Source organism: Dyella sp. LX-66 (genome assembly GCF_018599165.1).
GTDB classification, from domain to species: domain Bacteria; phylum Pseudomonadota; class Gammaproteobacteria; order Xanthomonadales; family Rhodanobacteraceae; genus Dyella_D; species Dyella_D marensis.
On sequence record NZ_JAHFVJ010000018.1, the window covers coordinates 20,241 to 40,133 of the forward strand.

The window sequence follows — 19,893 nt, forward strand, 5'->3', positions numbered from 1 at the left end:
CGTTCACCCCAACCTACGCCGGGACGCGGCGCAAAGCCGCGCCGCACAAACTCGGCGGAAGTCAATCTTGCCCCGCCCGCAAGCGCCAGCTAGCCTCCCCAAACTCACCGCGTGAGTCAGAATGACCGTCCGCTTCGCCCACCTCCACCTGCACAGCGAATACTCGCTGGTCGACTCGACCATCCGCATCAAAGCGCTGGTCGACGCCTGCGTGCGCGAAGGCATCCCCGCCGTCGCGCTCACCGACGAGACGAACATGTTCGCGCTGGTGAAGTTCTACAAAGCCTGCAGCGCGGCCGGCATCAAGCCGATCGGCGGCAGCGACCTGTGGCTGTCGATGCCGGACGACCCGCGCCCCTCGCGCGTCACCCTGATCTGCCAGAACCGCGACGGTTATCTGAACCTGTCGCGCCTGGTCTCGCGCGTGTGGCGCGAAGGCCAGGGCAACGGCAAACCGATGGCCGAGGCGGGCTGGCTCACGCCGTCCGCCACCGAAGGCCTGATCGCCCTGATCGGCCGCGAACACGAAGTGGCGCGCATCGCGGTCAACCAGGGCGTCGCTGCCGCCGCGGCGCGGCTGCGCCCGTTCGCACGGCTGTTCCAGGACCGCCTGTACCTGGAGCTGACCCGCTGCGGCCGCGAGGGCGAGGAAACCTGGAACGCCGCCGCGCTGGCGCTGGCCGCCGAACTCGATCTGCCGGTGATCGCCAGCAACGACGTGCGCTTCCTGCGCCAGGACGACTTCGAATCGCACGAGGCGCGCGTCTGCATCCACCAGGGCCGCGTGCTGGCCGATCCCAAGCGCCCGCGCGACTACAGCAACCAGCAGTACCTGAAGACGCCCACGCAGATGGCCGAGCTGTTCGCGGACATCCCGGAGGCGCTGGAAAACACCGTCGAGCTGGCCAGGCGCTGCACGCTGGAACTGAGCTTCGGCACCTATTACCTGCCGAACTTCCCGGTGCCGGAAGGCCACGACCTGGGCAGCTATATCCGCGAGCTGTCGCACGAAGGCCTGAAGGAGCGCCTCGCCACCAATCCGCTGGCGCCCGGCTACACCCTGGACGATTACATCGCCCGGCTCGACCGCGAGCTGGACGTGATCGTCAAGATGGGTTTCCCCGGCTACTTCCTGATCGTGGCGGACTTCATCAACTGGGGTAAGCAGAACGGCATTCCGGTGGGTCCGGGACGCGGCTCCGGCGCGGGCTCGCTGGTGGCCTGGGTACTGAAGATCACCGACCTGGATCCGCTGCCGTTCAACCTGCTGTTCGAGCGATTCCTCAATCCCGAACGCGTGTCGATGCCCGACTTCGACATCGACTTCTGCATGGACCGCCGCGACGAAGTGATCGACTACGTCGCGCGCAAGTACGGCCGCGACCACGTCAGCCAGATCATCACCTACGGCTCGATGGCCGCGAAGGCGGTGCTGCGCGACTCCGGCCGCGTGCTGGGCATGGGCTACAACGCGGTCGACAAGATCGCCAAGCTGATTCCGCCGCGCCCGCTCGACCTCACGCTGTCGTGCGCGCTGGGGCGTTCGGAAAAAGCCAAGAAAGAACCCGACCGCGTCGTCAAGGAATTCTGCGACCTGTACGACCAGGACGAGGAAGCGAAGTCGCTGATCGACCTGGCGCTGAGCCTGGAAAACCTCACCCGCAACGCCGGCAAGCACGCCGGCGGCGTGGTGATCGGGCCGAAGCCGCTCACCGAATTCGCCCCTCTCTACTGCGAAGCCGGCGGCGCCGGCGTGGTGACACAGTACGACAAGGACGACGTCGAAGCCGTCGGCCTGGTGAAGTTCGACTTCCTCGGCCTGCGCACGCTCACCATCATCGACTGGGCGGTAAAGGCGATCAACGCGCGCCGCGCGAAGGAAGGCGGCGAAACGCTGGACATCGCCGCGCTGCCGCTGGACGACGCCGCCACCTACAAGCTGCTGCAGCAGGCCAAGACGGTGGCGGTGTTCCAGCTCGAATCCTCCGGCATGCAGCGCATGCTCAAAGATGCGCGCGCCGACCGCTTCGAGGACATCGTGGCCCTGGTGGCGCTGTACCGCCCCGGCCCGATGGACCTGATCCCCAGCTTCGTCGCGCGCAAGCATGGCCGCGAGGAAGTGCAGTACCCCGACCCGCGCGTCGAACCGATCCTGAAAGAGACCTACGGCATCATGGTCTACCAGGAGCAGGTGATGCAGATGGCGCAGATCGTGGGCGGTTACTCGCTCGGCGGCGCCGACCTGCTGCGCCGCGCGATGGGCAAGAAGAAACTCGAGGAAATGGCGAAGGAACGCGCCAAGTTCCGCGAGGGCGCCGCCAAGGACGGACTCTCCGGCGAAAAGGCCGACGAGATCTTCGACCTGATGGAGAAGTTCGCCGGCTACGGCTTCAACAAGTCGCACGCCGCCGCCTACGCGCTGGTCTCGTACCAGACCGCGTGGCTGAAGGCGCACTACCCCGCCGAGTTCATGGCCGCGACGATCTCGTCGGACATGGACAACACCGACAAGGCGGTGACCTTCATCGACGAGTCCAAGGCGATCGGGCTGACCGTGCTGCCGCCGGACGTCAATGCGTCGGAGTTCATGTTCGTCGCGGTCGAGCCGAAGGTGATCCGCTACGGCCTGGGCGCGATCAAGGGCGTGGGCCAAGGTGCCTGCGAATCGATTGCCGAAGAGCGCAAGCGCGGCGGCAACTACAAGGACCTGGCGGATTTCTGCCGCCGCGTCGATTCCACCAAGCTCAACCGCCGCGTGCTGGAAGCCTTGATTCTTTCCGGCGCGCTGGACGCACTGGCGCCGACCCGCGCCAGCCTGATGCTGCAGCTGCCGGATGCGATCAAGGCGGCAGAGCAGCATCTGCGCGACAAGCAGTCGGGCCAGAACGATATGTTCGGAGCCATGATGGGTGCGGTCGCCCCGGTCGTGCAGATCGACCTGCCCACCGCCCCCGAATGGGCGCTGGAGCAGAAGCTGCAAGGCGAGCGCGACACGCTAGGCCATTACCTCTCCGGCCATCCCACCGACCCGTGGCGCGAAGAGCTGCTGCAGCTGTCGACCTGCCTGCTGGGCGAGATCGCCGACCGCTACCAGCCGCCGCGCCCGCGCAAGGGCGACGAGGACAACCGCTTCCGCCGCGGCCCCGACACGCCCTGGACCGTGGCCGGCATGGTTACCGCCATCCGCAAGCGCGGCGAGAGCGACGCCTTCGTGCGGCTGGAAGACGGCACCGGCATCATCGAGGTGAGCTTCTTCGGCGAGCTGTACCAGCAGGTGGCGCCGCTGCTGACGCGCGACGAAATCCTGGTGGTCGAGGGCGGCCTGCGCATCGACGATTTCTCCGGCGGCGGCTTCGCCGTGCGCGCGCGCAGCGCCCACACCCTGGCCGACGCCTGCCGCCGCTTTGCCCGTGTGCTGCATGTGAAGCTGAACGGGGTCGGCCCCGGCTTCGTCGACCAGCTGCGCCAGATCCTGGCCGGCTACCGCAACGGCCGCACCAGCGTGGTGCTGCACGGCTACCACAACGCCATCGCCCAGGCCGACCTGGAGCTGGGCGACGAATGGCGGGTGGAAGCCATCCCGGCCCTGCTGCGCGCCGTGCGCGCCGTGCCCGGGGTGCAGGCGGCCAAGCTGCGCATCGTGAAGAGCGACGACCGCCCCTCGCGCGGCGACTGAAACCCCTCCGCCGGCGCCCGGGCAAGCCATACGGCCCCGTTCTCCGCCTTTCCCGCCGCCCCGGTATACTGCGCGGCTTCTGCGTCCTTCAATAGCATCGAATGAACCCGAACTTCCTCGATTTCGAACAACCCATCGCCGAACTGGAAGCGAAGATCGAAGAGCTTCGCCACGCCAGCCATGGGCAGGCGTTCAACATCGAGGACGAGGTGGTCCGGCTGCGCGAGAAGCTGAAGGTGAAGACCGCGGAAATCTTCCGCAACCTCAGCTCCTGGCAGATCACCCAGCTGTCGCGCCACCCGGCCCGCCCCTACACGCTCGATTACATCAGCGTGATCTGCGACGAATTCCACGAGCTGGCCGGCGACCGCGCCTACGCGGACGACGCCGCCATCGTCGGCGGCATCGGCCGCATCAACGGCCGCTCGGTGGTGATCATCGGCCACCAGAAGGCACGCGACACCAAGGGCAAGGTGCGCCGCAACTTCGGCATGCCGCGCCCCGAGGGCTACCGCAAGGCGCTGCGCCTGATGAAGCTGGCCGAGCGCTTCAAGCTGCCGCTGCTCACGCTTATCGACACCCCCGGCGCCTACCCCGGCGTCGGCGCCGAGGAGCGCGGCCAGAGCGAGGCGATCGCGCGCAACCTGCTGGAAATGGCCGACCTGCGCGTGCCCATCGTGTGCACCGTGATCGGTGAAGGCGGCTCCGGCGGTGCGCTGGCCATCGGCGTGGGCGACCGCACCGTGATGCTGCAGTACTCCACGTATTCGGTGATCTCGCCCGAAGGCTGCGCCTCGATCCTGTGGAAGAGCGCCGAGAAGGCCAAGGATGCCGCCGAGGCCCTGGGCCTCACCGCGCCGCGCCTGCTCGAGCTGGGCCTGATCGACAAGGTGGTGCGCGAGCCGCTGGGCGGCGCCCACCGCAATCCGCACTCGATGGCGGTGCGCCTGAAGGCCGTGCTGATGAACCAGCTCGACGAGCTGGAGGCGCTGCCGATCGACGAGCTGCTGGAGCAGCGCTATCACCGGCTGCGCGGCTACGGCGCGTACAGCGAATAAAGCGCGTAGGTTGGGGTGAGCCAAAGGCGAACCCCAACAGGCCTCCCACGCCATCGTCATGTTGGGGTTCGCTGCGCTCACCCCAACCTACGCCGCGTTTCCTTAGCGCTATCATCCCCCGGCCCATCCCGCCGGAGGCCGCCATGGCCAGCGACAGCACCAAGCTCGCCGTCCTGATCGATGCCGACAACGCGCAGCCGAATCTCGCCGAAGCCCTGCTAGCCGAAGTGGCCAAGTACGGCACCGCTCACGTCAAGCGCGCCTATGGCGACTGGACCAGCCATCACCTGAAGACCTGGAAGGAGCAGCTGCTCACGCAGTCGATCCAGCCGATCCAGCAGTTCGGCTACACCAGCGGCAAGAACGCCACCGACTCGGCGATGATCATCGATGCGATGGACCTGCTGTACTCCGGCCGCTTCGACGGCTTCTGCATCGTCTCCAGCGACAGCGACTTCACTCGGCTGGCCGCGCGCATCCGCGAATCCGGCCTGATCGTGTACGGCTTCGGCGAGCGCAAGACGCCGGATCCGTTCGTCGCCGCCTGCGACAAGTTCATCTACACCGACATCCTGGTCGCCAAGCCCGACGAGGAGGCGCCGCGCCAGCCGCGCACCGCCGCCCAGCTGAAGCAGGACAGCGGCCTGGTCAACCTGCTGCGCAACGCCGTGGAAGCGGCCTCGGACGACGACGGCTGGGCCGGGCTCGGCGGCGTCGGTTCGATCATCACCAAGCAGCGGCCGAACTTCGATGCGCGCAGCTACGGCTACAACAAGCTCAGCGAACTGATCGCCGCCACTACGCTGTTCGAGATGGACGCGCGCAGCCCCGGCGAGGGTCGGCCGAAGGTGATCTACGTGCGCCATAAGTCGAAGAAACCCGTGACTCGTGAGTAAGGCCGAGCCACTCGCCGCGCGGTTGCGGCAGGCTTTGCGCGAACAACCCGCAGGCGGCCTGTGCGTCGCCTTCAGCGGCGGCCCCGATTCCACCGCACTGCTGCATGCCCTGGCCGGGCTGGAAGAAGCTCGCGCGCGCGGATTGCGCGCGGTGCATGTCGACCATGGCCTGCATGCGCACAGCAGCGCGTGGGCCGAACAGGCGCGGCAGTTCTGCTCCGTGCTGGAAATCGCATGCAGCGTCGTACGCGTAGAGGTGCAACGCCAAGGCGGCGAAGGACTCGAAGCCGCGGCGCGCCACGCACGCTATGCCGCATTCGCCGGCGTGCTGCGCGAAAACGAACTCCTGCTGCTCGGCCATCACCGCGACGACCAGGCCGAGACCGTGCTGCTCAAGCTGTTGCGCGGCAGCGGCCCGGAAGGATTGGGCGGCATGCGTGAGTTGCGTCCGCTCGGCGCGGGCATGCTGTGGCGTCCGCTGCTGCGCACGCCGCGCGAGGTGTTGCGCGATTACGTGCAGCGCCATCGCCTGTCGGCGATCGACGATCCGTCGAATGCCGACACGCGGCTGTCGCGCAACTATCTGCGCCATCAAGTGCTGCCGCGCGTGACCGAACACTGGCCGCACGCGATCGATGCCATCCTGCACGCCGCCGCGCACCAGCGCGCCGCGGCGGACACACTGCGCGAGCAGTGGCTGGCGCAGTTCGAACGGCTGCACGACCGCGCCACCGGCAGCCTCGACGCGGCGGCATGGCTCGCCTTGCCGCCCGCCTTGCGCGATCCCCTGCTCGATCACTGGCTGCGCGCACGCGGGCGCCGCATCCCGACCCTGGCCCAACGCGCACAGATCGAACGCCAGCTGCGCGAACTGCGCGAAGGGCGCGTGCCGTGCATCCACTGGCCGGATACCGACCTGCGCATCTGGAAAGGCCGCCTGTGGGCCGTGCCGCCCGCACAGGCGCCCTCGCCGGACTGGGAGGCCTCGTGGCAAGGCCAGCCGCTGCCCCTGCCCGATGGCGGCCTGCTGGAGTGGCAAGGCACGCCGCTGCGCGAGCCGCTGACCGTGCGCCTGCGCCGGGGCGGCGAACGCCTCCGCCCCAGCGGCGACCGCCACACGCGCGAGCTGCGCGATCTGTTCCAGCAGGGCGAACTGCCACCGTGGCAGCGTGCGGCCTGTCCGTTGATCTATGCGGGCGAAGAACTGCTGGCCGTAGCCGACCGCTGGCGCAGCGACGCCGCCGTGGACTGGTTCCGCGCTGCCGGCGGACAGCCGCGCTGGCGGCCTGCCGGCTGAGCCGCGGCGCTGCGCCGCCAGCCCGGCCGGGCGCTTTCCGACACGCTTTTCAGCCTCGCGCGGATTGATTCCGCGCGGGTGCTGCGTTAATTTTTCCGGCCATGGCCAAGCCCGCACCCGCCCCTGCCGAACCCGCTGCTCCCGCCGATTTCGAACATTCGCTGGACGAGCTCGAACAGCTGGTGGCGCGCATGGAAGGCGGCGACCTGAGCCTGGACGACTCCCTCGCCTCGTTCGAGCGCGGCATCGGCCTGTATCGCCACTGCCAGCAGGCCCTGGAACAGGCCGAACTGCGCGTGCGCCTGCTGCTCGATCCCGAACACCCCGACAGCGCAGAACCGTTTGAACCCGAACTTTGATCTAGGTCCGGCGCTCAAGGCGCTGATCGCCCGCGCCGACCAGGCTCTCGCCCAGGCCCTCCCCGCCGAAGAACGCTCCCCCGCCGACCTGCACCGCGCCATGCGCTATGCGGTCCTGGGCGGCGGCAAGCGGCTGCGCCCGCTGCTGGTCTACGCCGCCGGCCACGCGCTGGGCGAAGACGGCCCGGCGCTGGACGCACCGGCCTGTGCGGTAGAACTGATCCACGCCTACTCGCTGGTGCACGACGACCTGCCGGCGATGGACGACGACGAGCTGCGCCGCGGCCGCCCCACCTGCCACGTGGTGTTCGGCGAGGCCATGGCGATCCTGGCCGGCGACGCGCTGCAGGCGCTGGCCTTCGAACTGCTGGCCAACGACGGCCACACCGACCCGGCCCGCTGCCTGGCCATGCTGCGCAGCCTGGGCCGCGCCTGCGGCGCCGAAGGCATGGCCGGCGGACAGGCGCTGGACCTGGGCGCGGTCGGCGGCACGCTGAGCCTGGCCGCGCTGGAACACATGCACGCCTGCAAGACCGGCGCGCTGATCCGCGCCTCGGTGCGCCTGGGCGCGCTGGCCGCCAGCGCCGACGAAGCCACGCTCGACGCGCTGGACCGCTACGCCCACGCCGTGGGCCTGGCCTTCCAGGTGCGCGACGACATCCTCGACGTGGAAGGCGAGTCCGCCGTGATCGGCAAGACCGCCGGCAAGGACGCGGCCGACGACAAGCCGACCTTCCCTTCGATCATCGGCCTGGACGCCTCGCGCGCGCGGCTGGACGAACTCACCGCCACCGCGCTGCAGGCAATCGCCCCGCTGGGCGAACGCGGCGCGCTGCTGGAACGGCTGGCGCTGTACGCGGCGCGGCGCCATCACTGAAACGCAAAGAGGCAGCCCATGGGCTGCCTCTTTCGTTGGCGCCGGCAAGCCGGCTTACTTGATCAGGCGCAGGCAGAACGGATAGCGGTAACGCTCGCCTTCGTTCGACTTGATCGTCGCCATGATCACCAGCACCAGCCACGCGATGCCGATGATGATGCCGGCCGGCACGGCCAGGATGATGCCTATGCCTAAGGTGAGCACGGTGATCAGCAGCAGCACCACCGCGATGATCGCCATGGTGATGTTGAAGTTCAGCGCTTCCTTGGCCTGGTCGTCGACGAAGGGCATCGTCTCGCGCTTCACCAGCCAGATGATCAGCGGCCCCAGGAAGCAGCCGATGCCGAACCAGGCGCCGGTGACCAGGGTGCCCAGCAGGGCCGACAGGTGGGCCAGCATGGCCCATTGGCGCTCCTCGGCGCTCGGCATGTCCGAGGGCGGTGTCGGATCGGTAGGCTCGACGGATTCGGGTGGGACGCTCATGCGTGCTCTCCTGGCCATGCGGTGATCCGGCCTCGATGCCGGTGGCGCCGATGCTAGCAAGGGGCGCGGCGGTTTGCCGAGCCAACCGTAGACCTAGCCTCAGCCCCCAAACTGGAACCCTTCTCCCCGTTCACCAGTTCTGTGCACGGGGAGAAGGTGGCGGCAGCCGGATGAGGGTCCGGCCGGAGCGGCGCACATCACTCTCGCGCTCCGCCCGTACCCTCACCCCAACCCCTCTCTCCCACAGGGACTACCTTCGGGTCGCCGGCGGGAGAGGGGCTCAAGCCAAAGCTCACTCGCCCGCGATGGTCATTTTGTCCAGCAGGACCGAGCCGGTCAGCAGGTGCGAGCGCGGGTCCACGTCCGTGCCTACCGCCTGGATGCCCAGGTACATGTCGCGCAGGTTGGCGGCGATGGTGATTTCCTCCACCGGGTAGGCGATCTGGCCGTTCTCGACCCAGAAGCCCGCCGCGCCGCGCGAATAGTCGCCGGTGATGGTGTTCACGCCCTGCCCCATCACTTCGGTCACCAGCAGGCCGGTGCCCAGGCGCCGCAGCATGCCGGCGAAGTCGTCGCGGCCCCGGTCGGCGGCGCCGGCTTCCACGATCAGGTTGTGGATGCCGCCGGCATTGCCGGTCGACTCCAGCCCCAGCTTGCGCGCCGAATAGCTGCCCAGCACGTAGCGGGCGAGCACGCCGTCCTCGATCAGCGAGCTGTCGCGGGTGGCCACGCCCTCGGCGTCGAACGCGCCCGAACCCTGCCCACGGCTGAGGAACGGCCGCTCCACGATGTTCAGCCACGAGGGCATCACCTGCTTGCCGGCGTGGTCCAGCAGGAAGCTGGCGCGGCGGTACAGCGCACCGCCGGAGACCGCGCCCACCAGGTGGCCGATCAGGCTGCGCGCAAGCTCCGGCACGAACAGCACGGGGCTCTGGCGGGTGGACAGGCGGCGCGCGCCCAGCCGTGCCAGGGTGCGCTCGGCGGCCTTGCGGCCCAGGGCTTCGGCGCTCATGAAATCGTCGGCGCTGCGCACGCTGTCGTACCAGTAGTCGCGCTGCATGCCGTCCTCGTCGCCGGCGATCAGCGACAGCGACAGCGAATGCCGCGTGCCGCGCTCGCGGCCCAGAAAGCCGTGCGAATTGGCGTACACCGACAGGCTCTCGCCCGCCTGCACGCTGGCACCCTCGGAATTGGTGATGCCGGCCTGCGCGCGGCCGGCCTGCTCCACGCGCTGGCCCAGCTCGATCGCGGCCGGCGTGTCCAGCGCCCAGGGGTGCCACAGGTCCAGCTCGGGGAAGACCGTGGCCATGCGCGCGGGGTCGGCCAGACCGGCGGCGGGGTCTTCCTCGGTATAGCGGGCGATCGCGCAGGCCTGGTCCAGGGTGGCCTGGATCGAGTCCGGATTGAGGTCGGCGGTGCTGGCCGAGCCCTTGCGCTGGCCGAAGTACACGGTGAGGCCGAAGCCGCGGTCGCGGGTGTGCTCCACCGTCTCCACCTCGCCCAGGCGCACGTTCACGCTCAGCCCGGTGTCGATGCTGGCGGCCACCTCGGCCTGGCTGGCGCCGGCGGCGCGGGCGCGGCGGATGACGTCCTGGGCGAGCTCGGCGAGGCGGTCGAGATCCTGCTGGCTGCGGTCGGAGGGAACGGAAATCGCGCTCACATGGGCTTCCTGAAGGCTGGCGGGTAGAATACGCGGCCCATTCCAAGCAGCAGCCGCGCAGCCTCCCGACGTGGGGGCGCCGCGGCCGATGCAAAGCCTCGCCGCGGAGAAAAGCGCCATGGTGCCGGAGACCGGCCTGTACCGTCACTACAAAGGGCAGCCTTACCGCGTGCTCGGCACCGCCCGCCACAGCGAGACCATGGAAACGCTGGTGGTCTACCAGGCGCTGTACGGCGAGCACGGCCTGTGGGTACGTCCCGCCGCGATGTTCTGCGAGACGGTGCAGGTCGATGGGAAAACCGTGCCGCGCTTCGCGCTCGAACGCGCCGAACCCGGCATCGCCATTGGCGCGGCCATCGCCGCGCCCTGAAGCAGAAAGAGACTGAACCCGTGCATCGCACCTATACCGACAATCCCGATCACGACTACGGCCCGACCCGCACGCAGCAGCGCCGCGATGCGCTGGCCGTGCTGGAGCTCGCGCAGCAGCTGGTCGAACTGCCGCCCAGCCGCCTGGCCAAGCTCGACCTGCCCGAAGACGTGCTGCGCGAGATCGCCAACACCCGCAAGATCACCTCGCATATCGCACGCAAGCGCCAGCTCGGCTTTCTGGCCAAGACCATGCGCAAGCACGACAACGAGGTGTTCGACGGCGTGCGCGCCGCGCTCGGCGAGAACCGCGAGCGCCAGCGCCAGGAAACCGCGGCGATGCATCGCCTGGAAGCCACCCGCGACAAGCTGCTGGCCGACGAGGAAAGCGCGCTGCCGGAACTGATCGCCACCTATCCGCAGCTCGACCGCCAGCACCTGCGCTCGCTGCTGCGCCAGGCGCGGCTGGAACGCGAGAAGAACAAGCCGCCGCGCGCGTACCGCGAGATCTTCCAGCTGCTGAAGGATCTGGCCGCCGCGGGCGACGCATGACACGTAGGTTGGGGTGAGCCGCAGGCGAACCCCAACCTACACCGGCAGACACGACAAAGGGGCGCCTCGCGGCGCCCCTTTGCATTTGCACGTGGCGAAACCTCAGAGACTGCTGTTGAGGTTGGTCACGATGGTGCTGCCGAAGCCGCTGGCATAGTCCCAGCCGGCGGTCGCCGTCTCGCCGCCGTTACTGCCGGAGGTGATGTCGTGATAGACCGTCGCCGGCACCTGGTACAGATGCGGACCGGCAAAGCCCAAGGTCGAATGCCCCGCGAGCATGCGCGCCCAGGTCGCCGCGAACAGCGGCGCGGCCAGGCTGGTGCCGCCGTACTGCGCGTTGCTGCCGTTGACGATGATGATGGAGCCGGAGTTCGGATCCGCATCCATCGCCACGTCGGCCACGTCGCGCGTGGTGCCGCCGCCCTGGGTCTGCCAGCTCGGCTTGGGCTCGAGCGTGCTCGGGCTGCCGCCGGCCTTCGCCCACAGCGTCTCGCCGGTCCAGCTGTTGCCGGTGCCGGTGCTCAGCGTGGTGCCGCTCACGGCGACGACGTACGGCGAGCTGGCCGGATAGCTCGGCGTGGTGCCGCGCGGCGCCTTGCTGCACTCGTTCGAACCGGAATCGCCGGTGGAGACCGAGAAGGTCTGCCCCTGCGCGACGCCCAACGCAAAGATCTGGTCGTCGGCGGCCATCGAGCCGTCGCTGTGCGCGGAGGTCTCGCACTCGCCCAGCGACACGTTGATCACGCGCGCCTGGTTGTCGGTCACCGCCCGGTTGTAGGCCTGGGTGAGCGCGCTGTTGGACAGCGAGTTGGCTGCGTAGAAGATCAATTTGCCCACGCCGCCGGACATCGCCACGATGTCCTGGCTGTCCAGGTCCCACTCCGGCGTGCCGCTGGTATCGGTGCCCGCCGTGCCCACCGTCACCACCTGGGTGTTCACTGCCGGCAGGCCGTTGGCGCTGGTGAAGCTGGCCAGGTCCTTCAGCGGCTGGGTCATGTTGCCGTCGCTGATGATGCCGACGGTAATCGTCGATGCGTTCGGTGTGCTGCCCACGTTGTAGATGGTGGGGAACGCGGTCGGATTGTGGCCGGTCACGCCGGTGGTTGCGTTGGTGCCGCTGCGCGCGGCGAGCTTGAGCATGGTGTGCGGGTGCGCGACGGTCTGCAGGCCGACCACGGCCAGCACGGAGTCGCCCAGATGCGCCGGCACTTTGGCGTCGTCGATATTGGCGTAGGCCGCGCGGCCTTCGGCGTCGTGCGCCTTGACCAGGCGCGTGGCGAACGCGTTCTGCGCGGTGCCGGCGTTGCCGTCGGCGGAAACGATCAGGCGGTTGGCCGACACCTGGATGTTGCTGAAGCCGGCGCCGCGCAGATGGTCGACCACCGCCTGCACCTGCGCCTGGCTCGGCGAGAACATCGCCTGCGCATCGGCGGTGCTGAGCCGGGCGTGGAACAGTGCGCTGGCCGGGTCCTGCGAGGCCTTGATGAAGTCGTCGAGCGCCGAGCGGTTCTGCAGCTTCAGCACCACTTCGACGTGCACCGGCAGGCTGGCTTCGGCCAGATCCGCGGTGGTCGCCGTCGCGGCCAGTTCATGCGCGTGCGTGGCGGTGTTCGCCCACGCGTTGTTCGGTCCTGCGGCCATGGCGGGTGCGGCTGCGATCGTCCCCACGATCGCGGCGAGCGCCAGGCACAACGAGGTCTTCTTCATCTGCATGAAAACATCTCCAAAAGGTTGTCTTCGATGCCCGTGATGGGCGTGAGTACCGGCGGCACGCCGCCGGACGCAGGCAACCCGGATACCTCGCCGTTCCTTGTCTGGATGTCCCCCTGTGAAGCTCCCGTTCCCCGGCAACGCACCGCCCCTCCCCGCGTGCCGCTAGCACACGGGAAGAAGCTTTCGTTTGGCTTTTAGAAAGCGAGAAAGTCCTTGCGAATAAAGCGGAATTTCTCGCGAAAGAACGCATGCGCGAACGCGCATGCGCGATGGATCAAGACGCCGTGCCGCCCACCGTCATGCCGTCCACGCGCAAGGTCGGCTGGCCCACGCCCACCGGCACGCTCTGCCCGTCCTTGCCGCACACGCCCACGCCTTCGTCGAGCGCGAGATCGTTGCCGATCATCGACACGCGGGTGAGCACGTCGGGGCCGGAACCGATCAAGGTGGCGCCCTTCACCGGCCGGGTGACCTTGCCGTCCTCGATCAGGTACGCCTCGCTGGCGGAGAAGGTGAACTTGCCGCTGGTGATGTCGACCTGGCCGCCGCCGAAGTTCACCGCGTACAGGCCGCGCTTGACCGAGCGGAGGATCTCCTGCGGGTCGTGCTGGCCGGCCAGCATGTAGGTGTTGGTCATGCGCGGCATCGGCAGCTGGGCGAAGGATTCGCGGCGGCCGTTGCCGGTGGGCTGCATGCCCATCAGGCGCGCGTTGAGCTTGTCCTGCATGTAGCCCTTGAGGATGCCGTCCTCGATCAGGGTGGTGCACTCGGTCGGCGTGCCTTCGTCGTCGATGCTCAGCGAGCCGCGTCGGCCCGGCAGGGTGCCGTCGTCCACCACGGTGACGCCCGGCGCCGCCACGCGCTGGCCGATGCGGCCGGCGAAAGCGGAGCTGCCCTTGCGGTTGAAGTCGCCTTCCAGGCCGTGGCCGATCGCCTCGTGCAGCAGCACGCCGGGCCAGCCGGGGCCGAGCACCACGGTCATGCTGCCGGCCGGCGCGTCGACCGCGTCCAGGTTCACCAGCGCCTGGCGCACGGCTTCGTCGGCAAAGGCCAGGGCGCGGCCGTTTTCCATCAGCTCGCGGTAGCCGTAGCGGCCGCCGCCGCCGGAATGGCCCTGCTCGCGGCGGCCGTTCTGCTCGGCGATCACCTGCACGCTCAGGCGCACCAGCGGGCGCACGTCGGCGGCCAGGGTGCCGTCGGAGGACGCCACCAGGATGGTGTCCATCACCGCGGCGATGCTCACGATCACCTGCTTCACGCGCGGGTCGCGCGAGCGCGCATAGGCGTCCACCTCGCGCAGCAGGGCGATCTTGTCGGGGTTGGGCAGGCTTTCCACCGGGTCGATCGCCGGATACAGCTGGCGCGCGCCGTTGAGCGCCAGCGGCTTGCCGGCGCCGTTGCCGTCCTGGGCGATCGCGCGCGCGGCGCGCGAGGCTTCCAGCAGCTGCGGCAGCACGATCTCGTCGGAATAGGCGAAGCCGGTCTTCTCGCCGGCGATGGCGCGCACGCCCACGCCCTGCTCGATCGAGTGGTTGCCGTCCTTGACGATGCCTTCCTCGAGGATCCACGACTCGCTGCGCGAATGCTGGAAATACAGGTCGGCGGCGTCGATCGACGGCCCCATCAGCTGGGAGAACACGCGGTCGAGATCGGTGGCGGCCAGGCCGCCCGGCGCCAGGAGGCGGCGCTCGGCCTGGGCAATCAATGAATCCATGGGGTGACGGCCTGTGCGATGGGACGTAAGACTGTAGCAAGTGGGGGCCGCCGCCATGCGTTTAAAGCCGTGGTGGAGCGGCACGCCCCCGCCCGGCTACCATGCTCCAGGCTGGCCGGAACCGCCGGCGCCCCACGTGAAGGACCACCGATGAGCGACACCTCCAAACGCGAGCTGGCCCAGAAGGTCATCGACCGCACTGTGAAAGCCCCGCTGGAAGACACCCGCGAACTGCTGCACCGCGACGGCGAGCTGAAACCCGGCCTGGGCAAGATCAGCAGCGTGCTCGCACTGTCGCTCGGCGTGCTCAGCCTGCTCGGCGTACTGGCTTTCCATTTCCCGCAGTACCTGACCACGCCCGACCTGCGCCACAAGTATTCGGTCGACCTGCTGCGCCAGCTGCTGCTGGGCGCGCTGCTGATCGCCGGCGGCATTTCGCTCGGCAACGTGATTCTCGGGCGCCTGCGCAATATCAACATCGTCGCGTTCGCGCTGGTGGTGGCCGCCACCGCGATGGGCGGCTCGCGCGTGCCGGTGGGCAATTTTCCGGATCACACGCCGTATATCGGGCTGGACTGGTTCATCCTCGACCTGCTCGGCTCCACCCTGATCTTCGTGGTGATCGAGAAACTGTTTCCGCTGTACAAGGGCCAGTCGCTGTTCCGCAAGGAATGGCAGACGGACCTCAAGCATTTCGCGGTGAATCATTTCATCGTGGGGCTGGCGCTGCTGGTGGTGAACTTCCTGCTGCACCATCTGTTCGGCTGGCTGGTCAGCAGCGGCTTCCAGCAGACGGTGCGCGACATCGCCTTCGTGCCGCAGCTGCTGCTTTGCATTCTGGTGGCGGACCTGGCGCAGTACTGGACGCACCGCGCGTATCACGAGGTGCCGTTCCTGTGGCGCTTCCACGCGGTGCACCACAGCGTGAAAACCATGGACTGGCTGGCCGGCTCGCGCCAGCACATGCTGGAGCTGATCTTCACCCGCGTCTGCGTGCTGGCGCCGCTGTACATCCTGGGCTTCAGCGAAGGCGTGATGAACGCCTACATCATCGTGGTCGGCTTCCAGGCGGTGTTCAACCACGCCAACGTGCACCTGCCCTGGGGCCCGCTGAAGTACGTGGTGGTGACGCCGGATTTCCACCACTGGCACCACGCCTCCGACGACGAGGCGATCGACAAGAACTACGCGGCGCACTACGCCTTCCTCGACTACTTCTTCGGCACCGCGGTGAAGTCGACGAAGAAGTTTCCGGAGAAGTACGGCGTGGTCGGCGACTACATGCCGGACGGCTTCGTGCGCCAGCAGCTGTTCCCGTTCCGCGGCAGCACCAAGCCGGTGGAACCCGGCGAGTCCTGAAACCGGTTCAGCGCGCCGCGCTGCTCGCCGGCGCGGGTGCCGGCACCGGCGCGGCGGGTGCCGGCGCTGCCGCCGCGGCTTCGGCGGCGGAGAGGTTCTTCTTCTCCACCAGCGAAATATCCGGCTTATCCCAGCTGCCGCCGATGTGATAGCGCGCACTGGCCACGCGGTTGAGGCCGCGTCCCAGCAGGCCCTGCGCGACGAAGCCCGCGGCCGCGCCCAGCGGACCGGCCACCACCGCGCCGACGATCGGCAGGCTGTTGCCCACGTGCGGAATCACCAGCGCCTGCTGGTCGTAGTCCTTGCTGCGCAGGCCGGTGCGGCCCTTGATGGTGATCTCCACCGCAGGGCCGCGCATGGCCAGGTTGTTGGTGGTGGCATTGCCGCCGGCCAGCGCGAAGTCGCCGGTGATCGAATCGAAGGCCAGGCCTTTGCCGAACACGTCGCCGAAATCCAGCGTGAGACGGCGCGGCAGTTCCACCAGCGAGACCAGGCCGAACAGGCGGCCGACGCCGGGCGCGACTTCGGGAATGCTGCCGTCGGTGACCTGCATGCTCAGCTTGCCGTCCATATTGGCCAGCTCCATCGCCGAGGGTGCGCCGGGCCAGGTGGCGTCCAGGTGCGCGCGCGTCTTGCCGCCGTTGAACATGCCGGCGAAGCCGAAGGCGCCGAGCATGTCACCGAGGTTTTCGGCGGCGAAATCGATGCGCAGATGCGTGTGGCTGTTGGTGGCCGTGCCTTCCCAATCGCCGCTGGCATTGATCTGCACGCTGCGCGACAGCGCGCGCAGCTGGTCGAAATGCATGCCGCGGTCGGTCGGCCAGGTTTCCAGGCGCGCCTCGCCGAGCTTGGATTCGCCGAAGCGCAGGTCGCCGACCCATAAATGGAATGGCGGCAGCGCGGACGGCGTGATGCCGGTGTTGGCCGGATCGGTTTTCAGCTGGTCGCCGGGGTTGTTCTTGTTGTCGCCGGACTGGCCATTGGTCTTGGGCCAGTACAAGCGCTGCAGCCGCGCCGTGACGCCGCGTTTATCGAGATCGGCGGTCGGCACCACAAAGCGGCCGACGATGTCCGCGCTGTCCACGTCCACGTTCAACTGGCCACCTTCCGGCGCCGCCTGGATGCGCATGGATGGAAACGCGTGGCCGAACACCTCGGCCTGGTCCGCGCTGACGTCGATGCTCTCCAGCCCCGGGCCATCGCTGCTGCTGCCGGCCGCGGCGCGCTGCACCCAGCCGGTGACGTCCATGCGCGCGGCACGGCCGCGCACGCGGATGCCCTTGTCGGGCACGGTGTCGGGCATGCGCGTGCCGAAGTTGAAGGTGGCGGCGAGCGGACGCTTGTCGTCGGGCAGGCGGAAGCGCTGGCGCATCACCTGGCCCAGCGCGATCTGCAGGTCGGCGCCCGACACCGGCAGGGTCAGCGCCAGATGCGTCGGCAGGCTGCCGTCGGCGGATTTCTTCAGCGGCGCCGGCAGATCCAGCGCCATGCCGGCGAAATTGGTGTCCAGCGTGAGCAGCTGCGCGCTGCTGGCCACGGTGTCCTGGCGCACGATGTCGAAGCCGACGGTGGTATCGCTGCGGCCGCTGGCCACGTCCTTCAGCCAGTCGAGCTGGGACAGCCCCTGCACCAGTTCGGCCATGCCGTAGCGGCCGCTGAGGCGCGCGGAGAACTCGGTATCCGGCCGCCCGGTGGCGGCAGCGATGGCGATGTCCAGCTTGGAGGGCTGGCCGCGGAAGACGGCATCCAGCGGTCCGCCGTGGAAGCCGTGCGCATCGAAGGTGGCCGGGCCGCTGATGTTGTCGAGCTTGAGGTTCCAGTCCGGCGCGTTGAGGTCGACGTCTTTCAGGTCGGCCGTGCCATTGAGGAAGAAGTCCTTGGAGTCCTTCATCGGCAGCGACAGATGGAAATCGAAGCTGCCGGTGCCGCCCAGGCTCAGCTTGTTCAGCGCATCGGCCTGGCGGCTGCCGATCGGGCTGTGCTTGACGAAATCGATCAGGCTCGCGCCGCTGCCGGAGCCGTGCACGTTGAGGTCCAGCACGGTGTGGGCGAGATCGGGAATCAGCGCCACTGCCCGTTCGGCCTTGACCCCCAGCGACTGCCCGTCGCTGGCTTCCACCAGCATGCTGTTGTTGACGAAGCTGGCCACTGCGTTGATGCCTTCGGCACGCGGCCAGTTCTTGCCGTAATCCAGGTTCAGCCCGCTGATTTGGGCGCGCGCTTCGAAACGGCCTTCGTTGGCATGGAAAGGCCAGTCCTTGAGGTCGCCGCGCACCAGCAGGTCGCTGCGCTCGATCTTGCCGGAGACCAGCGCGCGGTCCAGCCATTCGATCGCCTGCGGCGACATCGAGTCGGTCGGCCAGAACAGCTTGGCGGCCTCCATGTCGGCGTGATCGAGCACGGCGTACAGGTCCAGGAACGGACGCCCGCCGGCGTCGGGCAGGCGGATCTCACCGCGCGCATTGCCGCCGAAGCCTTCGCCGTCGAAGTCCAGCGGCTCGATGCCCAGATGCCAGTCGCCGTCCTCGTGCCAGGCCGCGAAGCTGCCGGCCAGGCGCGACAGCACGAACGGTTTGCGGAAGGTGTGCGGAAAGCGCAGCACGGTGGCCTGCGCGGGCAGCTCGATCGAGAGCGCGCCGGCATCGCCGCGCAGGGTGCCGTCGAGATGGTCGATACCGGGCAGCTTGCCCGCCGCATCGATGCCTAAACCGCTGAAGCCGACCGTGGCACTGGCCAGGCCGTCGGCGCGCGTCCAGCGCAGCGCCACGTTGCCCAGCTTGCCGCGCGGCTTGCCGGTGCCCAGCCATTGCGCCATGCCGGGCGAGAGTTCGGGTTTGAGCGCCGCCCACGGCGCCAGCGCGCTGAGCTGCAGGTCGCGCGCGGCGATCAGCGCCTCGTCGGCATGGCCGTCGCCGCCGTTGCGCACGTCCAGCGCCAGCGCGCCGCCGTCGTCCGCGCCCCAGCGCACGCGCAGGCCCTGGTCGGTCTTGTGCAGATCGCCCAGCGCATGCAGCGAGGCGACGCGGGCCTGGCGGCCTTCCGGGTTGGTCAGCGCCAGGCCGTCGAGATCCACGCGGGTGAGGTTGCGCACCACTTTCGCGTCGCGCCAGTCCAGCCAGCTGGAGAAGCTGCCGCTGCCGCTGTCGACCGTATAGCCGCCCATGTCCACGCCGGCGGTAAAGGCGTGCAGGTCGACCTTGTTGCCGCTGATCCACAGGCGGCCGTCGGCGCCGTCCTCGCGGAAATTGCCGGCGCCGCGCAGCTCGCCGGCCACGCCTTCGCGCTGCAGGATCGCGCCCATGCGCACGCGGCCGCCCTGGCGGCTCACGCGCAATTGCCTGGCCAGCAGCGCGTAGTGCTTGCCGGTGGCTTCGTCGGCGATATCCAGGCGCAGGTCGCGCAGCCACAGTTCGACGGAGAGCCGGCCGAAGGAAGGATTCTGCCGCTCGCCGCCGCCGGCCACGCCGATGCCGTTGACGTGCCAGCTGCCGTCCTTGCCGCGCGCCAGGTCCAGCTGCATGCCGCGCACGCGCAGGTTGACCAGGTGGCGCGACGGCATCAGCCAGCCGCCCAGGTCCAGTTTCAGCTCGGTCTCCGGGATGCTCAGCGGACTCTCGCCCGGCCCCGCCGCCACCACCATGTTGCGCATCACGAACAGGGGGCCGGACGGCTCCCAGCGCCCTTCCAGCGAGGTGAACGACACCGGCCGCTCCAGCACCTTGCCCAGCTGCGCCGCCACCCATTGCGGATGGCTGGCCAGGGTCGGCAGCAGCAGCTGGATCAGCCCGGCCAGCACCGCCAGGCTGATCAGGGCCACGCCCAGAATCCAGCCCAGGGCGCGGGCGATCCGGTGCAGGTGGCGCACGGAAACGTTCACCGG

The 19,893-nt window shown here is 68.8% G+C and carries 14 protein-coding genes; 9 read left to right on the forward strand and 5 right to left on the reverse strand.

All coding sequences use genetic code 11. The annotated features are described in order from the left end of the window. Positions 1 to 121 precede the first annotated feature (121 nt). The 6 genes from dnaE (at position 122) to KK141_RS21445 (ending at position 8,163) form a co-directional block, all read left to right on the forward strand. On the forward strand, positions 122 to 3,676 hold the full coding sequence (dnaE, locus tag KK141_RS21420; protein WP_214573053.1) for a DNA polymerase III subunit alpha: 3,555 nt from the start codon (positions 122 to 124) through the stop codon (positions 3,674 to 3,676). A 101-nt stretch (positions 3,677 to 3,777) separates the two neighbouring features. Beyond that, entirely contained in the window at positions 3,778 to 4,734 is a 957-nt protein-coding gene (locus KK141_RS21425) for an acetyl-CoA carboxylase carboxyltransferase subunit alpha (RefSeq protein WP_214573054.1), read from the forward strand. Between the two features lie 143 nt (positions 4,735 to 4,877). Further along, positions 4,878 to 5,630: an NYN domain-containing protein gene (locus KK141_RS21430; RefSeq protein ID WP_214573055.1), complete on the forward strand. Its 753-nt coding sequence runs from the start codon at positions 4,878 to 4,880 to the stop codon at positions 5,628 to 5,630. After that, positions 5,623 to 6,927, forward strand: a complete 1,305-nt coding sequence (tilS, locus tag KK141_RS21435) for a tRNA lysidine(34) synthetase TilS (protein WP_345777627.1) — start codon at positions 5,623 to 5,625, stop codon at positions 6,925 to 6,927. Before KK141_RS21430 ends, tilS begins: the two co-directional genes overlap by 8 nt. Before the next feature lie 101 nt (positions 6,928 to 7,028). Then, positions 7,029 to 7,286, forward strand: coding sequence for an exodeoxyribonuclease VII small subunit (locus KK141_RS21440; RefSeq protein ID WP_167257868.1), 258 nt, complete (start codon positions 7,029 to 7,031; stop codon positions 7,284 to 7,286). Next, complete coding sequence (locus KK141_RS21445) at positions 7,270 to 8,163, forward strand: farnesyl diphosphate synthase (RefSeq protein ID WP_214573056.1); 894 nt, start codon at positions 7,270 to 7,272, stop codon at positions 8,161 to 8,163. The genes KK141_RS21440 and KK141_RS21445 overlap by 17 nt, the downstream gene beginning before the upstream one ends. Before the next feature lie 54 nt (positions 8,164 to 8,217). Here KK141_RS21445 and KK141_RS21450 read toward each other — a convergent pair whose 3' ends face one another. Beyond that, positions 8,218 to 8,646, reverse strand: coding sequence for a DUF4870 domain-containing protein (locus KK141_RS21450; RefSeq protein WP_167257872.1), 429 nt, complete (start codon positions 8,644 to 8,646; stop codon positions 8,218 to 8,220). Between the two features lie 292 nt (positions 8,647 to 8,938). After that, complete coding sequence (gene pmbA / locus KK141_RS21455; protein ID WP_214573057.1) at positions 8,939 to 10,306, reverse strand: metalloprotease PmbA; 1,368 nt, start codon at positions 10,304 to 10,306, stop codon at positions 8,939 to 8,941. A 118-nt stretch (positions 10,307 to 10,424) separates the two neighbouring features. Between pmbA and KK141_RS21460 the strand changes: the two genes are divergently transcribed. Together KK141_RS21460 and yjgA are read left to right on the forward strand one after the other, a co-directional pair. After that, positions 10,425 to 10,676, forward strand: coding sequence for a DUF1653 domain-containing protein (locus tag KK141_RS21460; protein ID WP_167257876.1), 252 nt, complete (start codon positions 10,425 to 10,427; stop codon positions 10,674 to 10,676). A 20-nt stretch (positions 10,677 to 10,696) separates the two neighbouring features. Beyond that, positions 10,697 to 11,227, forward strand: coding sequence for a ribosome biogenesis factor YjgA (gene yjgA, locus KK141_RS21465; protein ID WP_214573058.1), 531 nt, complete (start codon positions 10,697 to 10,699; stop codon positions 11,225 to 11,227). Between the two features lie 102 nt (positions 11,228 to 11,329). Here the strand turns inward: yjgA and KK141_RS21470 are convergent, their stop codons facing one another. Together KK141_RS21470 and tldD are read right to left on the reverse strand one after the other, a co-directional pair. Then, entirely contained in the window at positions 11,330 to 12,940 is a 1,611-nt protein-coding gene (locus KK141_RS21470) for a S53 family peptidase (protein WP_214573059.1), read from the reverse strand. Positions 12,941 to 13,214: 274 nt separating this feature from the next. Next, positions 13,215 to 14,654, reverse strand: a complete 1,440-nt coding sequence (tldD, locus tag KK141_RS21475; protein ID WP_167257882.1) for a metalloprotease TldD — start codon at positions 14,652 to 14,654, stop codon at positions 13,215 to 13,217. Positions 14,655 to 14,804: 150 nt separating this feature from the next. Here tldD and KK141_RS21480 point away from each other — a divergent pair, with 150 nt between their 5' ends. After that, complete coding sequence (locus tag KK141_RS21480; protein WP_214573060.1) at positions 14,805 to 16,013, forward strand: sterol desaturase family protein; 1,209 nt, start codon at positions 14,805 to 14,807, stop codon at positions 16,011 to 16,013. Positions 16,014 to 16,020: 7 nt separating this feature from the next. Here KK141_RS21480 and KK141_RS21485 read toward each other — a convergent pair whose 3' ends face one another. Beyond that, positions 16,021 to 19,890 (reverse strand): YhdP family protein, encoded by a 3,870-nt coding sequence (locus KK141_RS21485; RefSeq protein WP_214573061.1) that lies wholly within the window; start codon positions 19,888 to 19,890, stop codon positions 16,021 to 16,023. Between the last annotated feature and the right edge of the window lie 3 nt (positions 19,891 to 19,893).

Coding starts and splice junctions, on each gene's coding strand:
- KK141_RS21440 (WP_167257868.1), top strand. CDS start 7,029: ATGGCCAAGCCCGCACCCGCCCCTGCCGAACCCGCTGCTCCCGCCGAT.
- KK141_RS21430 (WP_214573055.1), top strand. CDS start 4,878: ATGGCCAGCGACAGCACCAAGCTCGCCGTCCTGATCGATGCCGACAAC.
- KK141_RS21460 (WP_167257876.1), top strand. CDS start 10,425: ATGGTGCCGGAGACCGGCCTGTACCGTCACTACAAAGGGCAGCCTTAC.
- KK141_RS21470 (WP_214573059.1), bottom strand. CDS start 12,940: ATGCAGATGAAGAAGACCTCGTTGTGCCTGGCGCTCGCCGCGATCGTG.
- dnaE (WP_214573053.1), top strand. CDS start 122: ATGACCGTCCGCTTCGCCCACCTCCACCTGCACAGCGAATACTCGCTG.
- KK141_RS21480 (WP_214573060.1), top strand. CDS start 14,805: ATGAGCGACACCTCCAAACGCGAGCTGGCCCAGAAGGTCATCGACCGC.
- KK141_RS21425 (WP_214573054.1), top strand. CDS start 3,778: ATGAACCCGAACTTCCTCGATTTCGAACAACCCATCGCCGAACTGGAA.
- KK141_RS21450 (WP_167257872.1), bottom strand. CDS start 8,646: ATGAGCGTCCCACCCGAATCCGTCGAGCCTACCGATCCGACACCGCCC.
- tldD (WP_167257882.1), bottom strand. CDS start 14,654: ATGGATTCATTGATTGCCCAGGCCGAGCGCCGCCTCCTGGCGCCGGGC.